We start from the raw sequence: 20,154 nt of genomic DNA, 5'->3' as shown, positions 1-20,154 counted from the left end.
GAGAAGGGAAACAGGGCGGTGCGGAAATTCTTCACCAGCCTTTTTGCCTTCTTTCTTTCCGGTTTGGCCGGCGGATTGGTGGTGCAGTGGCTCGCCGTCGCCACCAAGGCCGACGTGGAGTACATCCTTGTATTCATGATCTCGGCTCTCGTCACCATCTTCGCGACGCTCGCATTCTTCATCGCACAATTCATGTCGGACCCACGACGGGCAACAAAACTGACCGCGACCATAGGGGTAGCATCTTTTGTGCTCGTTGGAGTTTCCCTGATCGGCTGGACTTTCTCCCAGCCGCCGGGCAAGCGCGAGTGGTCGGGCGATCTTCCTATCGTCGCCGGTCTCGTCCTGCCAGGCATCGCTACGGTGCTGGTCCAGTGGCTTTTCGTGCGCTGGCGATTGGCGCGCTCGCAACCAGGTTTCGGCGGGGCAGGCACATGAAGACGGTCCTCTGCTACGGCGATTCGCTTACCTGGGGCTATGACGCGGCAAACCTCGGCCGGCATCCGCTGGAAGATCGCTGGCCGAGCGTGCTGCAGGCGGCATTGGGCAGCGGCGTCGAGGTCATCGCCGAAGGCCTGAATGGCCGAACCACCGCCTTTGACGATCACTTGGCCGGAGCGGACCGCAATGGCGCAAGGCTGTTGCCAACAATCCTGACGACGCATGCGCCGATCGACTTGATCGTCATCATGCTCGGCGCCAACGATATGAAGCCGTGGATTCACGGTAATCCGGTCGCGGCCAAACAAGGTATGCAACGCCTGATCGATATCGTGCGCGGTCATGATTACCCGTTCGATTGGCCGGCGCCGCAGATCCTGATCGTCGCGCCGCCCGTAGTCAGCCGCACGGAAAACGCCGAGTTCAAGGAAATGTTCGCCGGCGGCGATGACGCGTCAAAGCGGCTGGCGCCGCAATATTCCGCCCTTGCCGACGAGGCCGGCTGCGGCTTCTTCGATGCCGGCACCGTGGCCAAAACCACGCCGCTCGACGGCGTCCACCTGGACGCGGAAAACACGCGGAACGTCGGGCAAGCGCTGGCGCCGCTCGTGCGCCTCATGTTGGAATTGTGAAGGAGAAAGCCGTGGCTGAGAACTACGACGTCATCATCATCGGCTCCGGCCCCGGCGGCTATGTCACTGCAGTGCGTTCGGCCCAGCTTGGCTTCAAGACGGCGATCGTCGAGCGCGAGCACTTGGGCGGCATCTGCCTCAACTGGGGCTGCATTCCGACCAAAGCGCTGCTGCGCTCCGCCGAGATCATGCACTATTCGGATCATCTGAAGGACTACGGCCTGAAGATCGATGGCAAGGTCGGCGTCGACACAGCCGCCGTCGTCGATCGCTCGCGAAAGGTCTCGCTGCGGCTCAACGGCGGCGTCGGCTTCCTGATGAAGAAGAACAAGGTCGACGTCATCTGGGGCGAAGCCAAGCTGACCAAACCTGGCGAGATCGTCGTGTCGAAATCGTCAAAGAAGCCGATGGAGCCGCAGCCGCCGGCGCCCAAGGGCGTCAAGGGCGAGGGCACCTATAGCGCCAAGCACATCATCCTGGCGACCGGCGCCAGGCCGCGCGCGCTGCCCGGCATCGAGCCTGACGGCAAGTTGATCTGGACCTATTTCGAGGCGATGGTGCCGAAAGAGATGCCGAAATCGCTGCTGGTGATGGGCTCGGGCGCCATCGGCATCGAGTTCGCCTCGTTCTACCGCACCATGGGCGCCGAGGTGACGGTGGTCGAACTGCTGCCGGCTGTGATGCCGGTCGAGGACGCCGAGGTCTCGAAATTCGCGCAGAAGCAGTTCGAGAAGCAGGGCATGAAGATCATCTTAGAAGCCAAGGTGACCAAGGTCGAGAAGGGCACTAACTCGGTCACCGCGCATGTCGAGATGAAGGACGGCAAGGTCGAGAAGATCACCGCCGACCGCATGATCTCGGCCGTCGGCGTACAGGGCAACATCGAGAATCTCGGCCTCGAGGCGCTCGGCGTGAAGACCGAACGCGGCTGCGTCGTCGTCGACGGCTACGGCAAGACCAACGTGCCCGGCATCTATGCCATCGGCGATGTCGCCGGACCGCCGATGCTCGCCCACAAGGCCGAGCATGAGGGCGTGGTGTGCGTGGAAAAGATCGCCAATTTCCCCGGCGTGCATGCCATTGACAAGCTGAAGATCCCGGGCTGCACCTATTGCAATCCGCAAGTCGCCTCGGTCGGACTGACGGAAGCCAAAGCGAACGCCGATGGCAAGGACATCCGCGTCGGCCGCTTCCAGTTCGCCGCAAACGGCAAGGCGATTGCGCTCGGCGAGGACCAAGGCTTCGTCAAGACCATTTTCGACAAGAAGACCGGCCAGTTGCTGGGTGCCCACATGGTCGGCGCAGAAGTAACCGAACTGATCCAGGGCTTCGTCGTGGCGATGAATCTGGAGACCACCGAGGAAGAGCTGATGCACACGATCTTCCCGCACCCGACGCTGTCGGAGATGATGAAGGAGAGTGTACTCGACGCCTATGGCCGCGCACTGAATGCATGATAAATTAGTTGGGCGAGTCTCACACGGAAGACACAAAGGAACTCGACGGCAGAGCAATTCGTTTCGCAGGCATCATCCATCATACAAGGAGAGGGCATATGGAAATGAACGGCGTGGGCTGGGTTGCAGCCATCATCATCGGCGGCCTGGCGGGATGGCTCGCCGAGATGGTCATGAAGAGCAATACCGGCATCCTCATGAACATCGTTCTCGGCATTGTCGGCGCAATCGTGTTGAATGCCATCTTGCAGGCCCTGAACATCGGCATCTTCGGCGTCGGCTGGATCGCCTATCTGATCACCGGCTTCATCGGTGCCTGCATTCTGATTGCGGTCGGACGACTGGTACGCCGCTAACCTCTGTCGGCACTTGCTATGCGAAAAAGGCCACCGCGGCATGCGTGATCGCGGCCTTTTTCTTTTCGCCGAAAAGTCCTAGATGACGTGGGTAGAGCGAGCGCTGGACAAGCGCTTGCCAATGAGCCGGGTTTCACATGGTCACCGTCCTCGACACGATTGCCAATGCGCCGCGCCTGCGGCATCCCGAAAAGGCGCACAAGCCGGATCAGGACGTACTGCGCAAGCCTGACTGGATCCGCGTCAAGGCGCCGATGTCGAAAGGCTATGCCGAGACGCGCGAAATCGTGAAGTCTCACAAACTGGTGACGGTTTGCGAAGAGGCGGGCTGCCCCAATATCGGCGAGTGCTGGGAGAAGAAGCACGCCACCTTCATGATCATGGGCGACATCTGCACGCGGGCCTGCGCCTTTTGCAATGTCGCCACCGGCATCCCGACCGCACTCGATCCCGACGAGCCGGCGCGTGTCGCGCATGCGGTCAAGCAAATGGGCTTGAGCCATGTCGTCATCACCTCCGTCGATCGCGACGATCTCGCCGATGGCGGGGCCCAGCATTTTGCCGATGTCATCCGTGCGATCAGGGCAGCAACCCCGTCGACGACGATCGAAATCCTGACGCCCGATTTCCTGCGCAAGGACGGTGCGCTGGAGATCGTCGTGGCGGCCAAGCCGGATGTTTTCAACCATAATCTCGAGACCGTGCCGTCTAACTATCTGACGGTTCGGCCGGGCGCGCGCTATTTCCACTCCATCAGGCTCTTGCAGCGGGTCAAGGAACTCGACCCCTCGATCTTCACCAAGTCCGGCATCATGGTCGGCCTTGGCGAGGAGCGGAACGAAATCCTGCAGCTGATGGACGATTTGCGTTCGGCCAATGTCGACTTCATGACCATCGGCCAATATCTGCAGCCGTCGAAGAAGCACCATCCGGTGATCCGCTTCGTCACGCCGGAGGAATTCAAGTCCTTTGAGACGATCGGCAGGACCAAGGGCTTCCTGCTGGTGGCGTCGAGCCCGCTGACGCGCTCGTCGCACCACGCCGGGGACGACTTTGCCAGGTTGCGCGCGGCGCGCGAAGCGTTTCTCAGGAAGTCCGCCTAACCCACTGGTTTCATGCCACAATTCGAAGCCCATCGCCGCGTTGCGCATACGCCGGAACAGATGTTCGCTCTGGTTGCCGATATCGAATCCTATCCGCAATTCCTGCCGCTTTGCGAGGCACTTACGGTTCGTTCGCGCAAGGAACGCAACGGACGCACCCTGCTCATCGCGGACATGAGCATCGGCTACAAGGCGATCCGCGAGACTTTCACCACGCAGGTGCTGCTGAAGCCTGACGAGAACGCCATCGACGTCAAATATATCGACGGCCCGTTCAAATATCTCAGCAATGTCTGGCGCTTCGACCCGGCGGACGGCGGCGGTTGCAACGTCTGTTTCTTTATCGACTATGAGTTCAAGAGCCGCATTCTGGGTGCGCTCATGGGAACCATGTTCGACCGCGCCTTCCGCATGTTCTCCGAGGCGTTCGAGAAACGTGCCGAAATCATCTACGGCGCGCCATCGGCAGCCTGATCCGCGGCGAGCGCGCGTAGACCCAGTTCAAGCGCATGTCGGACCGTCTCCCGGCGGATGAAATCACGGCCCTTGTCGGCGAACAGCTGGCATTCGCTGACTACCGGCCGGCCAGCCACGGCAACGCCGAACCAGACCAGGCCGACAGGTTTTTCCGCAGAGCCGCCGTCCGGACCGGCGATGCCGGTCACCGCCAGGGCGAGCCCGGCCGGCGAATGCGTCAAGGCTCCGGCCGCCATCTCCACCGCAGTCTCGCGCGAGACCGCGCCGTGCGCCTCGAGCGTAGCGGCCGAGACGCCGAGCATCTCGGTCTTGGCCCGGTTGGAATAGGTGATGAAGCCGCGATCGACCACCGCGGAAGAGCCGGCGATGTCGGTCAGCGCGGCGATGATCATGCCGCCGGTGCAGCTCTCCGCCGTCGCCAGCATCATGCCGCGCTGCTGGCAGGCCTTAAGCAGGACATCTGCGAGACCGCTATTGCTCATTCAGGGACATCCCCTGGAAACACAACGCTGGCAGTCGCGATGGCCGCTATGCCTTCCTCACGGCCGACGAAGCCGAGCTTCTCATTGGTTGTCGCCTTGATCGAGATGCGATCGCGCGAAATTCGCAGCATTGCCGAAAGCGCTTCGGTCATGGCCTCGCGATGTGGGCCGACGCGCGGCGCCTCGCAGATCAGGGTGATGTCGGCGTTGGCAATGCGCCCGCCGCCCTCGCGCACCAGCTTCACCGCGTGTTCGACGAAGATGCGTGAAGCGGCCCCTTTCCACTGCGGGTCGGAGGGCGGGAAATGCGTGCCGATGTCACCGGCGCCGCAGGTGGCCAGCAGGGCGTCGGTCAAGGCGTGGAGACCGACATCGGCATCCGAATGGCCGGACAATTTCTTGCCGTGCGGAATAGCTACACCGCACAGGGTGACATGGTCGCCGGGCTCGAAGGCATGGACGTCATAGCCATTGCCGGTTCGGATGTCCGGAAAACGTGCCCCCCCGGAAAGCCGCTGATCCGCCATCGCAATATCCCTTGCCCAGGTCAGTTTGACATTGTCCGGCGAGCCGGGAACGATCTTCACCGGAATATGCGCCCATTCGGCGATTGCCGCATCGTCCGTGAAATCCGCTTTGCCCAGATGATGAGCCTTTTCGTGCGCAGCCAGGATCGGCCAGAACGGAAAGCCTTGCGGTGTCTGTGCGGCATGAAGCCCGGCCCTGGACACGGTTTCGCCGATCATGCCTTCGGCCGTTTCGCGCTTGAGCGTATCGGCAACGGGCAAGGCAGGCAGTGCTCCCTGGCGTTCGCCAATGGCGGCGATCGTGCGGTCTATCAGTTCCGCGTCGACAAACGGCCGAGCCGCATCATGGATCAGCACCCGGCCCGGCGCATGGCTTCTTAACGCCAGCAGTCCAAGCCGGACGGACTCCTGCCGTGACGTACCGCCGGTCACCGCGACGACACGGTCGGCGTTCGCACCCGCCGCACGGCGAAAAAGCGCGCCGTCGTCGGCATGGATAGCAACGACGACAGGTCCAATCTTCGGATGCATCAGAAAGGCGCCGAGCGTGCGTGCGATAACGGCGCCGCCGCCAATTTGCTGGTACTGCTTCGGCCCCTTGGCCTGTCCGGCGCGCGCGCCGCGGCCGGCGGCAACGATGACCACCGCGACCTTGTCGTCCGCAGCTTGCTTTTCGCTCACATCTCTCATGCCGAGACGCTTAGCGCATGATCCCGAAAAGTGGTATCGCTTTTGGAAGACCCAGGATTGATGCGGTGCGGCGATCCGTATTTTTCCCAAATGCGCCTTAATATCACGACATTGCGCGTTGCACATTGCCGTCGTTCTGGCTAGAGAATGTGCAGCAACCGAAGGTGCTTGGTTTTTGTGCATGCCTGATGTGACCAAATTGGCTTCGCCGCTGGATGTGGGTGGCGTGAGAATCCACAACCGCGTGTTTCTCGCGCCGATGTCGGGCATCACCGACGAACCGTTCCGGCAGCGCGCCCATGCGCATGGCGCCGGGCTGGTTGTTTCGGAAATGGTGGCGAGCGGGGAGCTTGCAAAGGGCAGGGCTGGCTCGGGCCTGCGCATCCGTCATTCCGGGCTGCCTGTCCACATGGTCCAGCTTGCCGGCCGTGAGGCGGTGCACATGGCCGAGGGCGCGCGAATCGCAGCCGGCGAAGGCGCCGACATCATCGACATCAATATGGGCTGTCCGGCCAAGAAGGTGACGGGCGGCTATGCCGGTTCGGCACTGATGCGAGACCTCGACCACGCGCTGTCGCTGATCGAAGCGGTACTCGGCGCGGTCGACGTGCCGGTCACGGTCAAGATGCGGCTCGGCTGGGACGAAGGCGCGCTCAACGCGCCGATGCTGGCGCGACGCGCTGAGCAGGCCGGGGTGATGATGGTGACGGTGCACGGCCGCACGCGTTGCCAGTTCTATCAGGGCACGGCCGACTGGCGTGCCATTGCACGCGTCAAGCAGGCCGTCTCGATCCCTGTGGTTGCCAATGGCGATGTCGGCTCGCTGGCAGAGGCTGCGTCGATCCTTGACCAGTCCGGCGCCGACGCGGTGATGATCGGCCGTGCGCACTATGGCGCGCCGTGGACCGCCGGCAGCATTGTAGCGGCCGCGCTGGCCGAGCCAGTATCCGGCATGCCGGAAAGCCCGCAAACGCTGTCCGACTACGTCATTGCCCATTACGAAGACATGCTGACGCTCTATGGCGTGGAAAGCGGATTGCGCCAGGCGCGCAAGCATCTCGGCTGGTATCTCGACCGCCACGCCGCCACAAGCGACGACCGGCGCAAGGCCATACTCACGTCTTTCGAGCCTGGGCGCGTCATTTCCTTGCTGCGCGACGTATTTTCAAGCGCTCCCGAAGCGGCGAACCTGCGGAGTGCGGCATGAACGCCACCGTCACACAGAGCACGGATATGGCGGACGCCGCGCATATTGTGCTCAACACCATTCGCCGGCCGGTGATCATGGTCGATCCGCAAGGCTTCATCACCTTCGCCAATGCCGATGCCGAGGATTTTTTCCGTTCGAGCGCCACGATGCTCGCGCGCAATACGCTGCACAAGCTCATTCCTTTCGGCAGTCCGCTGCTGACGCTTGTCGACCAGGTGCGCGAGCGCCGGGCGCCAGTCAACGAATACCGGGTGGACGTGTCGTCGCCGCGGCTCGGCATCGAGAAGGTGGTCGATCTCTACGTCGCGCCTGTGACGGAATTTCCAGGCTCCGTCGTGGTAATGTTCCAGGAACGCTCAATGGCCGACAAGATCGACCGGCAGATGACGCATCGCGGTGCGGCGCGCTCGGTCACCGGCCTTGCCGCGATGCTTGCCCATGAGATCAAGAACCCGCTGTCGGGCATTCGTGGTGCCGCGCAGCTGCTTGAACTGTCGGCGTCCGACGAGGATCGCGCACTGACCAGGCTGATCACCGACGAGACCGACCGCATTGTCTCGCTGGTCGACCGCATGGAGGTGTTTTCGGACGAGCGGCCGATCGACCGCTACCCTGTCAACATCCATGTCGTGCTCGACCATGTCAAGGCAATCGCCAAGAACGGTTTTGCCAAGCGGATCAAGATATTGGAGGATTATGATCCATCGTTGCCTCCGGTTTTTGCCAATCGCGACCAGCTCATCCAGGTGTTTCTCAATCTGGTAAAAAATGCCGCCGAGGCGATCGGCAGTGATCCGCAGGGCGAGATCATGCTGTCGACCGCCTTCCGCCCAGGCATCCGTGTTTCCGTGCCCGGAACGCAGGACCGCGTGTCGCTGCCATTGGAATTCTGCGTGCGTGACAACGGTTCGGGTGTTTCCGAGGATATCCTGCCGATCCTGTTCGATCCCTTCATCACCACTAAGCCGAACGGCTCCGGTCTCGGTCTGGCGCTGGTCGCAAAGATCGTCGGCGAGCATGGCGGCATCATTGAATGCGAATCGACCCCGCGCGGCACCACTTTCCGCATCCTGATGCCGGCGTGGAAAGAAACCCAGTTTGGCACCGACGACGACGGTGAAGGAGACCGCAAATGACCGTTCGCGGCAATATTCTCGTCGCCGACGACGATGCGGCCATCCGCACAGTCCTCAACCAGGCGCTTTCGCGCGTCGGCCACGACGTGCGTGTCACCTCCAACGCTTCGACGCTGTGGCGCTGGGTTGCGGCGGGCGAGGGCGATCTGGTTATCACCGACGTTGTCATGCCTGACGAGAACGCCTTCGACATGCTGCCGCGCATCAAGAAGGCGCGACCGGAACTGCCGGTCATCGTCATGAGTGCGCAGAACACGTTCATGACCGCGATCCGGGCCTCCGAAACCGGAGCCTATGAATATCTGCCGAAACCGTTCGACCTGACGGAGTTGCTCAACATCGTCAACCGCGCGCTTTCCGAACCGCGGCGGCCCAAGATCGATACGCGTGCCGACGAGCCGCCTGAAACGATGCCGCTGGTCGGCCGCTCGGCGGCCATGCAGGACATCTACCGCATGCTGGCGCGCATGATGCAGACCGACCTGACGGTCATGATCAGCGGAGAGTCGGGTACCGGCAAAGAGCTGGTGGCGCGCGCGCTGCATGAATACGGCCGCCGCCGAGGCGGTCCCTTCGTCGCCATCAACATGGCGGCGATCCCGCGCGACCTGATCGAATCGGAGTTGTTCGGGCACGAGAAGGGCGCCTTTACCGGCGCGCAGAACCGCTCCACCGGCCGTTTCGAGCAGGCCGAAGGCGGCACGCTCTTCCTCGACGAGATCGGCGACATGCCGATGGAAGCGCAGACGCGGCTGCTGCGTGTGTTGCAGCAGGGCGAATACACCACGGTCGGCGGCCGCACGCCGATCAAGACCGACGTGCGCATCGTCGCTGCCACCAACAAGGACCTGCGCACACTGATCAATCAGGGGCTTTTCCGCGAGGACCTGTTCTACCGCTTGAACGTTGTGCCGCTCAGGCTGCCGGCGCTGCGCGAGCGGTCGGAGGACATTCCGGACCTCGTCCGCCACTTCTTCAAGCTCGGCGCCAGTGAAGGCTTGCAGACCAAGCGCATTTCCACCGGCGGCATCGAGCTGATGAAGCGCTACCCATGGCCCGGTAATGTGCGCGAACTCGAAAACCTCATCCGCAGGCTGGCCGCACTGTATTCGCAGGACGAGATTTCCGCCGAGATCATCGAGGCGGAGTTGAAGACCGGCGAAAGGCCGGTCGTTCCAGGTGGCGGCAACCTCATTCCCGATGACCTTTCCATCGGCCAGGCGGTGGAGCATTTCCTGCAACGCTATTTTGCCTCGTTTGCCGGCGACTTGCCCCCGGCCGGGCTCTATCAGCGAATCCTCTCCGAGGTCGAATACCCGCTGGTCCTCGCCTCGATGACCGCAACGCGCGGTAACCAGATCAAGGCTGCGGAATTGCTGGGGCTCAACCGCAACACGCTGCGCAAAAAGATTCGCGAACTCGGCGTCAACGTCTACAAATCGTCCAGGCAGGTCTAGACGAATCCCTTTACGAGCGCTTTCCAGGGGATCGATTGCCGAAAGATTTCCGTCTCGGCCACACTTGTTGCATAATCGCCACAATGCGTTGCATACATCCGACGCAATCAATGGCTCTAGACGGCGACATGGCCCTGCACGCACCGACACTGAGCAAATCGCTTTTCAGCAATACGGGCGCGCGAGACGGTCGCCGGCTGCTTGCGCTGCCGGGCGTGATCGCCGTTGCCGGTGCGCTGGTGACGGCGGCGATCTCCTTCGCCATTCTGGTCGGCGCGACGCCGATCACGCCCGACGCGAGGACGACGCTGGCGCTGATTGCGCTTAATGCGGCGTTCGTCCTGTTTCTGATCTTGCTGGTCGGCCGCGAGGTGCATCGCATCCTGATGGCACGACGGCATGGCAAGGCTGCGTCGCGCCTGCATGTGCGCATAGTGGCGATGTTTGCGCTAGTCGCCGCCATCCCCGCGATCATGGTGGCGATCATCGCGTCGATCACGCTCGACATCGGCCTCGACCGCTGGTTCGAGATCCGCACCAAGACGATCGTCAATTCGTCGTTGTCGATCGCCGACGCCTATGTTCAGGAAAACGCGCGAAATCTTCAGGGCACGACGTTGTCGATGGCCTACGACCTCGACGCTTCCCGCACGCTCTACGGCCTCGATCGTACCGGTTTTCTCGACCTCATGAACAAGGAGGCGGTGGGACGCTCGCTGGCGCACGCAGCACTCATCAAGCCCGATGGTTCCTTCGTCATGAGCGCCAAGACCGACGCGGACTTTGCCATGCCGGAGCCGCCTGAGGGCGCCGTGGCAAGCGCTGCCGACGGCAAGCCGGTGCTGATAGAACCGCGCACCCGCAACATCATGGGTGCCATCGTCAAGCTGCGCGAGATCGACGGCCTCTATCTCTACACCATCCGCCTCGTCGATCCCGAGGTGATCAAGGCGCGGCAGATCGTCAAATCCAACACCGCCGAATATCGCGGTCTCGAAGACAATCGCCGCACCTCGCAAGTGGCTTTCGCGCTTCCCTATCTGTCGCTGACGCTGATCATCATCCTGTCCGCCATCTGGACCGGCATTGCGGTGGCCGACCGCCTGGTGCGGCCGATTCGTCAGCTCATCGGCGCGGCCGATGAGGTCGCTACCGGCAATCTCGACGTAGCCGTGCCTGTCCGCCCCTCCGACGGTGACGTCGCCTCGCTCGGCGACACCTTCAACAAGATGCTGATGGAGCTGAAATCGCAGCGCAACGAGATCCTGTCGGCCAAGGATTTGATCGACGAGCGGCGGCGCTTTTCGGAGGCGGTGCTTGCCGGCGTCACCGCCGGGGTCATCGGGGTCGATCCATATGGCATCGTCACCATCGTCAACCGTTCGGCCGAAACGATGCTGGCCATATCCGCCACGGCAGCGCTTGGGCAGAACCTTTCCGCCGTGCTGCCGCATGTCGGCCGCGTCTTCGAGATCGGCCGCAAATCGGGCAAGCCGGTCTATCGCGAACAGGTCACCTTCTATCGTGCCGGCACCGAACGGACCTTCAACGTGCAGATCACGATTGAAGCCGGCGACGACGGTTCGGAGGATAAATCCTACGTCGTGACAGTCGACGACATTACCGATCTGGTCCAGGCACAGCGTTCCTCTGCATGGGCCGACGTGGCGCGGCGCATCGCCCACGAGATCAAGAACCCGTTGACGCCGATCCAGCTTTCGGCCGAGCGCATCAAGCGCCGTTATGGCAAGGTCATCACCGAGGACCGTGAGGTTTTCGATCAATGCACCGACACCATCATCCGGCAAGTGGAGGACATCGGCCGCATGGTCGACGAGTTCTCGGCGTTCGCCCGCATGCCGAAACCGGAAATGAAGGCCATCGATCTGCGCGATTCGTTGCGCGAGGCCTCGTTCCTGGTCGAAGTGAGCCGCGCCGACATCACCTTCGAGCGCGTCTTCGGCAATGAGCCACTCAAAGGCACGTTCGACAGCCGGCTGATGGCGCAGGCGTTCGGCAACGTCATCAAGAATGCTGCCGAAGCCATCGACGGACTTGATGCAGAGGATCGTCCGCACGGCATAATCCGGATTCAAGCCGGGCGTCAGAATGGCGCGATTCGAATCGACGTCATCGACAACGGCAGGGGCTTGCCGCGCGAAAACCGGCAGCGCTTGCTCGAGCCTTACATGACGACACGCGAGAAAGGCACCGGGCTTGGCCTCGCTATCGTCAAGAAGATCGTGGAGGACCATGGCGGGCGACTCGAATTGCACGATGCACCAGCGGACTTCCACGATGGGCGGGGTGCAATGATCAGCATCATCCTGCCGGTTGCCGCCACCGTTCCGATACGCGGCGAGGGCAAGACGGAACACGAAAAAGAAACTGAAAAGGTCGGAAATGGCGTCTGATATTCTCATCGTCGATGACGAGGAAGACATCCGCGAACTCGTCGCCGGTATCCTGAGCGACGAAGGTCACGAAACACGCACGGCGTTTGATGCCGACAGCGCGCTGGCGGCGGTCGCCGACCGGGCACCCAGGCTGGTCTTCCTCGACATCTGGCTGCAGGGCTCGCGGCTCGATGGCCTGGCCTTGCTGGACGAGATCAAGACGATGCACCCGAACCTGCCGGTGGTGATGATCTCGGGCCATGGCAATATCGAAACGGCAGTCTCGGCCATTCGCCGCGGCGCCTATGATTTCATCGAAAAGCCATTCAAGGCCGACAGGCTGATCCTCATTGCCGAACGGGCGCTCGAAACCTCCAAATTGAGACGCGAGGTTTCGGATCTCAAGCTGCGCAGCGGCGAGACTTTCGACCTCATCGGCATGTCATCGGCAATGAGCCAATTGCGCCAGACCATCGAGCGCGTCGCGCCGACCAACAGCCGCGTCATGATTATCGGCCCCTCCGGCTCGGGCAAGGAACTGGCGGCGCGCGCCATCCACGCACTGTCGGCGCGCAAGAGTGCACCGTTTGTGACGCTGAGCGCCGCCAACATCACCCCAGAGCGTATGGAGATCGAGCTGTTCGGCACCGAATCGAACGGCGTCGAACGCAAGGTCGGCGCGCTGGAGGAAGCCCATCGCGGCATTCTCTACATCGATGAAGTGGCCGACATGCCGCGCGAGACGCAAAACAAGATCCTGCGCGTGTTGGTCGAACAGCAGTTCGAGCGGGTAGGGGGCACCAAGCGGGTCAAGGTCGACGTGCGCATCGTCTCGTCGACCTCGCAGAACCTGGAAGCCATGATCGCCGACGGCCGTTTCCGTGAGGACCTTTATCATCGCCTGGCCGTGGTTCCGGTCATGGTGCCGGGACTGGCCGAGCGTCGCGAGGACATTCCTTATCTGGTCGACAATTTCATGAAGCAGATCGCTCGCCAGGCCGGCATAAAGCCGCGCCGCATCGGCGACGACGCGCTGGCGGTGCTGCAGGCGCATAACTGGCCGGGCAACGTTCGCCAGTTGCGCAACAATGTCGAGCGGCTGATGATCCTGGCGCGCGGCGACGATGTCGATGCGCCGATCACCGCCGATCTCCTGCCTGCCGAGATCGGCGACGTCATGCCGCGCACTCCAAACAAATCCGATCAGCACATAATGGCGCTGCCGCTGCGGGAAGCGCGCGAACAATTCGAGAAGGACTATCTGATCGCCCAGATCAACCGTTTTGGCGGCAATATCTCGAAGACGGCAGAGTTTATCGGCATGGAACGCTCTGCATTGCACCGCAAGCTGAAGTCGCTGGGCGTCTGACAGCCAAACCAGTCGTGGCCCACCCAATTATCGGTTACGGCGGTCTTGGAATCGCATAAGAAAGCTGGACTTCTTTCAGGGATTAGCCATGCCGCGCATTGCGTATGTGAACGGGCGCTACGTCGCTCACGCCGAAGCTTCCGTGCATATCGAGGACCGTGGCTATCAATTCGCCGACGGCGTCTACGAGGTCTGCGAGGTGGCACGAGGCTTCATCGTCGACATGCCGCGCCATCTCGCCCGATTGAACCGCTCACTTGCCGAACTCTCGATCGATTGGCCGATCACGCGCGGCGTGCTGCCGCTCGTCATGCGCGAGGTGGTGCGCCGCAACCATGTCGTCGACGGCCTGGTCTATGTCCAGGTGACACGCGGCGTCGCCAGCCGCGAGTTTTTCTTCCCGCCGGCGGACACGAAGCCGTCGCTGGTGGTGACTGCCAAAAAAGCCGATCCTGCAGCTGCCGCGAAGCGGGCCGAGAGCGGGATCCGGGTTATCACGGTGCCGGAGAACCGGTGGGATCGGGTCGATATCAAGTCGGTCGGCCTGCTGCCGAACGTGCTGGCCAAGCAGAAAGCCAAGGAAGCCGGCGCTCAGGAGGCCTGGTTCGTCGATGTCGACGGCACCGTCAAGGAAGGTGGATCGTCGAACGCCTGGATCATCACCGGGGATGGCGTGCTGGTGACGCGGCCGGCCGAGCACGGCATCCTGCGCGGCATCACCCGTACGACGCTGTTCGACGTGGCCGCCAAGCTCGGCCTGAAGATCGAGGAGCGCGGTTTTTCGGTGGCCGAAGCCAAGGCCGCGCGCGAGGTTTTCATCAGCTCCGCGACCACGATTGCCATGCCGGTGGTGGCGATCGATGGCGCTCCCGTCGCCAACGGCCACCCGGGCTCGATAACAGTTTCATTACGGCAGGCCTTTTTTGACGTTGCGGAAAAAAGTCCAGCCTGATAACCGCACAGATGGAATGAACATCAATATATCTCGTTCTGCTTGTCGTTACTGACGGCAAGATGGTGTTTGCGTGCTTGACATGTGCCGGCTAATTTGGCGCATTGGCCTGCAAACCGAAGGGGATCGGCGAAAGACAAGAACAATGGCGGAACGATCGCAAAATCTTCAGGACCTGTTCCTGAATTCAGTTCGCAAGAGCAAAAATCCACTCACCATCTTTCTCATCAACGGCGTGAAGCTGACCGGCGTGGTCACTTCGTTCGACAATTTCTGCGTTCTGCTGCGTCGCGACGGCCATTCCCAGCTTGTCTACAAGCACGCTATTTCCACGATCATGCCGAGCCAGCCGGTTCAGATGTTCGATGGTGAGGAAAGCCAGGGCGCCTGATTGGCACGTGAGAAAGACGCGGACCGCAGCGTTCGCGGAAAACCAGCACATCAGACCGGGACAGAGGCCAACGGCCCGACCCGGGCGGTGGTTATCGTGCCGGTGCTTACCCGGCAGCCTCGTGGCGACGACGACACCAACCGCCCCCGCCTGAGCCGTTCCGCCGAGGCTCGTCGCGACGAGGCCGTCGGCCTCGCCAGCGCAATCGACCTCGACCTGGTCCACACGGCGGTGGTGACCGTCAACGATCCACGCCCGGCGACCTTGCTCGGCAGCGGCAAGGTGGCGGAGTTCGCTGAGATCGTCAAAGAGGGCCACGCGGAAGTGGTCATTGTCGATCATCCGCTGACCCCGGTACAGCAGCGCAACCTCGAAAAAGAGTTGAACGCCAAGGTGCTCGACCGCACCGGGCTGATCCTGGAGATTTTCGGCGAGCGCGCCCGCACCAAGGAAGGCACGCTGCAGGTCGATCTTGCCCATCTCAACTACCAGAAAGGCCGCCTTGTGCGGAGCTGGACCCACCTCGAGCGCCAGCGTGGCGGCGCCGGCTTTCTCGGCGGCCCTGGCGAGACCCAGATCGAGTCGGATCGGCGTGTGCTGCAGGACAAGATCACCAAGCTGAAGCACGAGCTCGAAACTGTGCGCCGCACCCGCGACCTGCACCGCGCCAAGCGCAAGAAGGTGCCATTTCCGGTGGTGGCGATCGTCGGCTACACCAATGCCGGCAAGTCGACTCTGTTCAACCGGATGACCGGAGCAGGGGTGCTGGCCGAAGACATGCTGTTTGCCACGCTCGACCCGACGCTGCGCCGCGTGCGCCTGCCGCACGGCACGCCGATCATCCTTTCCGATACGGTCGGCTTCATTTCCGACCTGCCAACGCATCTGGTCGCGGCCTTCAGGGCGACGCTGGAGGAAGTGGTCGAGGCAGACCTCGTCATTCATCTGCGCGACATCTCCGATCCCGATACGGCCGCGCAGGCCGAAGATGTCGAGCGCATCCTTGCCGATCTCGGCGTCGATGCCCGCGATAGCAAGCGCGTCATCGAAGTATGGAACAAGATCGACCGGCTCGACGAGGGCAACCGGGCGCGGCTGCTTGCCGATGGTGCTGACGGCAAGAAGGCACCGCCGATCGCCATATCGGCGGTAACCGGCGAGGGCATCGATGCGCTGAAGACGATCATCGAGACGATGATGTCGGGCGAACTGGAGACGTTCACCGTCACACTTAAGCCCGACCAACTCGGCGTCGTCGACTGGCTTTACCGCAACGGCGACATCGTCTCGCGCGACGACAATGAGGATGGCAGCGTGACCGTCGCGCTCAAGGCTACACACAGCGCTCGGCAGGAGATCGAAAGCCGATTGCGCCGTCAAAACAACGGGTAGAGGCGTTTACTTCGCGCTTTTTGCCTGCTGCCAGAGCGCTTCCATCTCGTCCAGCGTCGCCTCTTCGAGGCTGTTTCCCGACGCTTGCAGCGTCCGCTCGACATAGTGGAAGCGCGATCGGAATTTTTCGTTGGTGCCACTGAGTGCCGCTTCGGAATCAATTTTGAGGTGCCGGCCGAGATTGACGACCGCAAACAGCATGTCGCCGAACTCGTCCTTGATCGGCGCAGTGTCGCCTTTGGCCAGCGCCTCGCGTAGTTCGCCGATCTCCTCCTCGATTTTGTCGAGGATCGGCGCCGCCTCGCTCCAGTCGAAGCCGACGCGGGCGGCCTTTTCCTGCAGCTTGAGCGCCCGGGGCAGCGCGGGCAGGGCGACCGGCACGCTGTCGAGAAAGCCCTTGCCATGGTCTTCCGGGTCGAGCCCACGGGTGAGGCGAGCACTGCGCTTCTCCGCCTTTTCCTCTGCCTTGATCTTTTCCCACATGCCCTTGGCCATGCCGGCGCTGCGCGCCTTGTTGTCGCCGAAGACATGGGGGTGGCGGCGGATCATTTTTGTGGTGATGGCCTGGACTACATCGCCGAATGAAAATTCGCCGGCCTCCTCGGCCATTTGCGCGTGGTAGACCACTTGCAGCAGGAGATCGCCGAGTTCATCCCGCAGATCGTCGAGGTCGCCGCGCGCAATGGCGTCCGCCACTTCGTAGGCTTCCTCGATTGTGTATGGCGCGATTGTCGAAAAGTCCTGCTCGATATCCCACGGGCAACCGGTTTCCGGCGCCCGCAGCGCTGCCATGATCTCGATCAGTCGGGAAATGTCTTTCGAGGGTTTCATCTGGGAAACGCTATCCTGTACACGGCTGTGCGGCCAACGGCTTCAGCCGGTGAGGGCGCCTTGTCCACAGATGGGCCGCCAGACCATGATACGAAAGTGGAAGCCGGTTTCCGGAAGATCCTAGTTAGCAAAAGCATCAGTCGAGCACGGAGACTATCGCCTTGGCGAGCGCATCCATGCCGTCCTCGGGCAGGCCGGCAACGTTGATGCGGCTGTCGCCGACCATGTAGATGGCATGCTCGGCGCGCAGCCGCTCGACTTGCGCTTCCGACAGGCCAAGCCGGGAAAACATGCCGCGATGGCTGGCGACGAAATCGAAACGGTCGGAGTTGGACTGCCGCCGCAGCGCCTCGGCGAACTGGACGCGCAGCCGCAGCATGCGCAGCCGCATCTCTTCAAGCTCTGCCTCCCAGTCGGAACGCAATGCGGGGTCTTCAAGCACGATGCGCACCGCCGCCGCGCCGTGGTCCGGCGGCATCGAATACATGGCGCGCGCCGCCGACAGCATCTGGCCCATCGCCAAATCCGCCTGCGCGCCGGCTTTCGCCATGATCAGCGCTGCACCGACTCGGTCGCGATAGACGGCAAAGTTCTTCGAGCAGCTGGAGGCAACGACCATTTCCGGAACTTTTGCCGCCAGAAGGCGCAAGCCGGCGGCATCCACATCAAGTCCCTCGCCAAAGCCCTGATAGGCGATGTCGACAAAGGGCAGCAGGCCGCGCTCAACGACAAGATCGGCAATGGCAGCCCATTGCGAGATGTCTAGATTGGCGCCCGTCGGGTTATGGCAGCAGCCATGCAACAATACGACGTCGCCAGGATTCGCGGTTCTCAATGCATTCAGCATGTCGTCGAAGCGAACCGCACCAGAAGCAGCGTCGAAATAGGGATATTCGCGTGTCTGCAGGCCAGCGGCGCGCATCACCGGCATGTGGTTCGGCCATGTCGGATCCGACAGCCAGACCATCGCGTCGGTGCGGGTCCTTTTCAGCAGCTCTGCTACCAGCCGCAGCGCGCCGGAGCCGCCTGGCGCCTGCGCCGCACGAATGCGCGTCATGTCGGCGGCTGGGCCGAACACCAACCTGGCCATCGCCGCGTTGAAGGCGGTATCGCCGGCAAGGCCGAGATAGGTCTTGGTATCCTGGCCCTGCAGCAGCCGCTTTTCGGCTTCGCGCACCGCGCGCATCACCGGCGTCTTGCCGTCGCGATCCTTATAGACGCCGACCCCAAGATCGACCTTGTCGGGACGCGGGTCGGCGCGATAGAGGCCGATCAAGGCCAGGATCTTGTCGGCAGGCGCGGGCTGGAGATTTTCGAACATCGATAAGGTTCCGTTGGCGGCGGAGTGATACGCAAACCGGCCGTGCTTTGCCAGCAGTTTCATATGCGCCAACTCGGCGCCGGTTTGCCTCGAAGGCGGCCGATACTATCTGGCGGGCGAGAGCGGGCCCGATATCTCCCAGGACGAGAACGCGGCGAGCCGTAAGAAAATTTCGGGGAGAGCGGGATTAACATCCCGACCTGCTCCGTAAACAGGACATGAAACGGCCGATGCCACGCTTCGATATTCTGGGACAGCTCGGTTCGCTGCGCCGCTATGCACGCTCGCTGACGCGCGACAGCGCCGATGCAGAGGATCTGGTGCATGATGCGCTGGTGCGTGCCTATGAGCGACGCGGCAGCTTCCGCTCCGGCGGAAATCTTCGCGTATGGCTGCTGTCGATTGTCCATAATGCATTCATCGACGGTCTGCGGTCCCGCAAATCCGAAGCAATGCGCATCGAACAGGCCGGCTATCTCGCCGAGGCGAATGTCCAGGCTCCGCAGGAACATTCGGTCCGTCTGGCGCAGGTGCGCGAAGCGTTTTTCGAATTGCCGGAGGAGCAGCGTTCGGCGTTGCATCTCGTCGCCATCGAGGGGCTTAGCTACAGCCAGGCCGCTGAGGTGAGTGGCGTGCCGCTTGGCACGCTGATGTCGCGCATCGGCAGGGCGCGTGCGGCCCTGCGCGAGATGGAGGACGCGGTGCCGGCACGTACGAAAGGCCATCTGAAGATCGTCGGAGGTGGATCATGAACCAACTGCGCGATCCCGTCACCGACACCGATCTCGACGCCTATGTCGACGATCAGCTGGACGTTGCTCGTCGCATCGAGGTCGAGGCGTTCCTTTCGGCTCGCCCGGACGCGGCCGCGCGGGTAATGTCCGACCTGCGGATGCGTGACGAATTGCGCGTGGCGCTTGCCGGATCGAAAGGCATGGCGCGGCCCGCGACGGCCGATGCTGCACGGCGGCTGGAGCGGGGATTGGCGCGCGGCCGCGTCCTTGGTGCTTTGCAGCGAGCTGCGGCAGTCGCTGTCTTCGTCGCTGCCGGCTGGCTTGCGAACGGGCTCATCGGACCGATATCGGTGACGGAAGTCGTCGCTTCGACCCATCCGCCGGCCTATGTGGAGGACGCGGTCCGGGCGCACCGCACGACGCTCGTGCGCGAGGCGATGTCGTCGCAACCCGAAGCACCCGGCTACAATGCCGACGAAATCCGCGCCGCGACGGCGATCGTGATGCCATCGCTGCCAGCGGACTGGACGGTCCGTGACGTGCAGATCTATCCATCGCAATTCGGACCGAGCGTCGAGATGGCTGTCGAGACGAAAGAGATGGGGCTGGTCTCGTTGTTCGCGATCAGGCCCGGAACATTCGACGTCGTCAAGCCGACCGTCGTTCCCTCGGGCGAAGTTTCCTCGGCTTATTTCCAGATCGGCGAGGTCGCCTACGCGGTCGTCGGACGCAGCGATGTCGGCGGTCTCGATCGCACGGCCGAAGCGCTCGCCAAAACGCTTTACTGATCGACCTGCAAG

Annotated in this window: 20 protein-coding genes; 16 read left to right on the top strand and 4 right to left on the bottom strand. The window is 62.4% G+C overall.

The features are described from left to right. Positions 1–18 precede the first annotated feature (18 nt). From NKI25_RS25095 to NKI25_RS25070, 6 genes are all read left to right on the top strand, one after another. The gene (locus NKI25_RS25095; RefSeq protein WP_023675084.1) at positions 19–438 is read left to right on the top strand and encodes a hypothetical protein; all 420 of its coding nucleotides are present in this window, start codon (positions 19–21) and stop codon (positions 436–438) included. Continuing rightward, positions 435–1,073 (top strand): SGNH/GDSL hydrolase family protein, encoded by a 639-nt coding sequence (locus NKI25_RS25090; RefSeq protein WP_023675083.1) that lies wholly within the window; start codon positions 435–437, stop codon positions 1,071–1,073. The genes NKI25_RS25095 and NKI25_RS25090 overlap by 4 nt, the downstream gene beginning before the upstream one ends. 11 nt (positions 1,074–1,084) lie before the next feature. Further along, positions 1,085–2,530: a dihydrolipoyl dehydrogenase gene (gene lpdA / locus NKI25_RS25085; protein WP_023675082.1), complete on the top strand. Its 1,446-nt coding sequence runs from the start codon at positions 1,085–1,087 to the stop codon at positions 2,528–2,530. A gap of 98 nt (positions 2,531–2,628) precedes the next feature. Next, positions 2,629–2,886 carry a GlsB/YeaQ/YmgE family stress response membrane protein gene (locus NKI25_RS25080; RefSeq protein WP_023675081.1) on the top strand — a complete coding sequence of 86 codons (258 nt, stop codon included), beginning with the start codon at positions 2,629–2,631 and terminating at the stop codon, positions 2,884–2,886. Between the two features lie 137 nt (positions 2,887–3,023). Next, positions 3,024–3,989 (top strand): lipoyl synthase, encoded by a 966-nt coding sequence (gene lipA / locus NKI25_RS25075; RefSeq protein WP_023675080.1) that lies wholly within the window; start codon positions 3,024–3,026, stop codon positions 3,987–3,989. Between the two features lie 12 nt (positions 3,990–4,001). After that, positions 4,002–4,463 (top strand): type II toxin-antitoxin system RatA family toxin, encoded by a 462-nt coding sequence (locus tag NKI25_RS25070; RefSeq protein WP_352457493.1) that lies wholly within the window; start codon positions 4,002–4,004, stop codon positions 4,461–4,463. Here the strand turns inward: NKI25_RS25070 and NKI25_RS25065 are convergent. After that, the gene (locus NKI25_RS25065) at positions 4,439–4,948 is read right to left on the bottom strand and encodes a CinA family protein (protein WP_352593871.1); all 510 of its coding nucleotides are present in this window, start codon (positions 4,946–4,948) and stop codon (positions 4,439–4,441) included. The genes NKI25_RS25070 and NKI25_RS25065 overlap by 25 nt on opposite strands. After that, complete coding sequence (locus NKI25_RS25060) at positions 4,945–6,165, bottom strand: bifunctional 2-C-methyl-D-erythritol 4-phosphate cytidylyltransferase/2-C-methyl-D-erythritol 2,4-cyclodiphosphate synthase (RefSeq protein ID WP_352593872.1); 1,221 nt, start codon at positions 6,163–6,165, stop codon at positions 4,945–4,947. The genes NKI25_RS25065 and NKI25_RS25060 overlap by 4 nt, the downstream gene beginning before the upstream one ends. A 181-nt stretch (positions 6,166–6,346) precedes the next feature. On the opposite strand from NKI25_RS25060, the gene dusB reads away from it, so the two are divergent. The 8 genes from dusB (at position 6,347) to hflX (ending at position 16,468) form a co-directional block, all read left to right on the top strand. Then, positions 6,347–7,372 carry a tRNA dihydrouridine synthase DusB gene (gene dusB, locus NKI25_RS25055; protein WP_352785036.1) on the top strand — a complete coding sequence of 342 codons (1,026 nt, stop codon included), beginning with the start codon at positions 6,347–6,349 and terminating at the stop codon, positions 7,370–7,372. Beyond that, a complete protein-coding gene (locus tag NKI25_RS25050; RefSeq protein WP_023675075.1) occupies positions 7,369–8,511 on the top strand; it encodes a two-component system sensor histidine kinase NtrB in 1,143 nt (380 codons plus the stop codon). The genes dusB and NKI25_RS25050 overlap by 4 nt, the downstream gene beginning before the upstream one ends. Next, positions 8,508–9,968 carry a nitrogen regulation protein NR(I) gene (gene ntrC / locus NKI25_RS25045; protein WP_023675074.1) on the top strand — a complete coding sequence of 487 codons (1,461 nt, stop codon included), beginning with the start codon at positions 8,508–8,510 and terminating at the stop codon, positions 9,966–9,968. Before NKI25_RS25050 ends, ntrC begins: the two co-directional genes overlap by 4 nt. Positions 9,969–10,096: 128 nt before the next feature. Then, a complete protein-coding gene (locus NKI25_RS25040) occupies positions 10,097–12,382 on the top strand; it encodes a sensor histidine kinase NtrY-like (protein ID WP_023675073.1) in 2,286 nt (761 codons plus the stop codon). Then, positions 12,372–13,733, top strand: coding sequence for a nitrogen assimilation response regulator NtrX (gene ntrX, locus NKI25_RS25035; RefSeq protein WP_023675072.1), 1,362 nt, complete (start codon positions 12,372–12,374; stop codon positions 13,731–13,733). The genes NKI25_RS25040 and ntrX overlap by 11 nt, the downstream gene beginning before the upstream one ends. An 88-nt stretch (positions 13,734–13,821) precedes the next feature. Further along, on the top strand, positions 13,822–14,685 hold the full coding sequence (locus tag NKI25_RS25030; RefSeq protein WP_023675071.1) for a D-amino-acid transaminase: 864 nt from the start codon (positions 13,822–13,824) through the stop codon (positions 14,683–14,685). A 145-nt stretch (positions 14,686–14,830) separates the two neighbouring features. After that, a complete protein-coding gene (hfq, locus tag NKI25_RS25025) occupies positions 14,831–15,076 on the top strand; it encodes an RNA chaperone Hfq (protein ID WP_006202172.1) in 246 nt (81 codons plus the stop codon). Next, positions 15,077–16,468, top strand: a complete 1,392-nt coding sequence (gene hflX / locus NKI25_RS25020) for a GTPase HflX (RefSeq protein WP_023675070.1) — start codon at positions 15,077–15,079, stop codon at positions 16,466–16,468. Positions 16,469–16,474: 6 nt separating this feature from the next. Here hflX and mazG read toward each other — a convergent pair whose 3' ends face one another. After that, positions 16,475–17,299 carry a nucleoside triphosphate pyrophosphohydrolase gene (gene mazG / locus NKI25_RS25015; RefSeq protein WP_352593874.1) on the bottom strand — a complete coding sequence of 275 codons (825 nt, stop codon included), beginning with the start codon at positions 17,297–17,299 and terminating at the stop codon, positions 16,475–16,477. 136 nt (positions 17,300–17,435) lie between these two features. Then, complete coding sequence (locus tag NKI25_RS25010; RefSeq protein ID WP_352593875.1) at positions 17,436–18,620, bottom strand: amino acid aminotransferase; 1,185 nt, start codon at positions 18,618–18,620, stop codon at positions 17,436–17,438. A gap of 218 nt (positions 18,621–18,838) precedes the next feature. Between NKI25_RS25010 and NKI25_RS25005 the strand changes: the two genes are divergently transcribed. Both NKI25_RS25005 and NKI25_RS25000 read left to right on the top strand, forming a co-directional pair. Beyond that, positions 18,839–19,372 carry a sigma-70 family RNA polymerase sigma factor gene (locus tag NKI25_RS25005; RefSeq protein WP_502897431.1) on the top strand — a complete coding sequence of 178 codons (534 nt, stop codon included), beginning with the start codon at positions 18,839–18,841 and terminating at the stop codon, positions 19,370–19,372. Beyond that, positions 19,369–20,142, top strand: a complete 774-nt coding sequence (locus NKI25_RS25000; RefSeq protein WP_352471852.1) for an anti-sigma factor family protein — start codon at positions 19,369–19,371, stop codon at positions 20,140–20,142. The genes NKI25_RS25005 and NKI25_RS25000 overlap by 4 nt, the downstream gene beginning before the upstream one ends. Positions 20,143–20,154 lie beyond the last annotated feature (12 nt).

It is taken from the genome of Mesorhizobium sp. M0808 (assembly GCF_040320025.1).
Lineage (GTDB): Bacteria > Pseudomonadota > Alphaproteobacteria > Rhizobiales > Rhizobiaceae > Mesorhizobium.
Note: the sequence above shows the minus strand (reverse complement) of the source record. Positions and strands in the feature narration are given on the sequence as shown.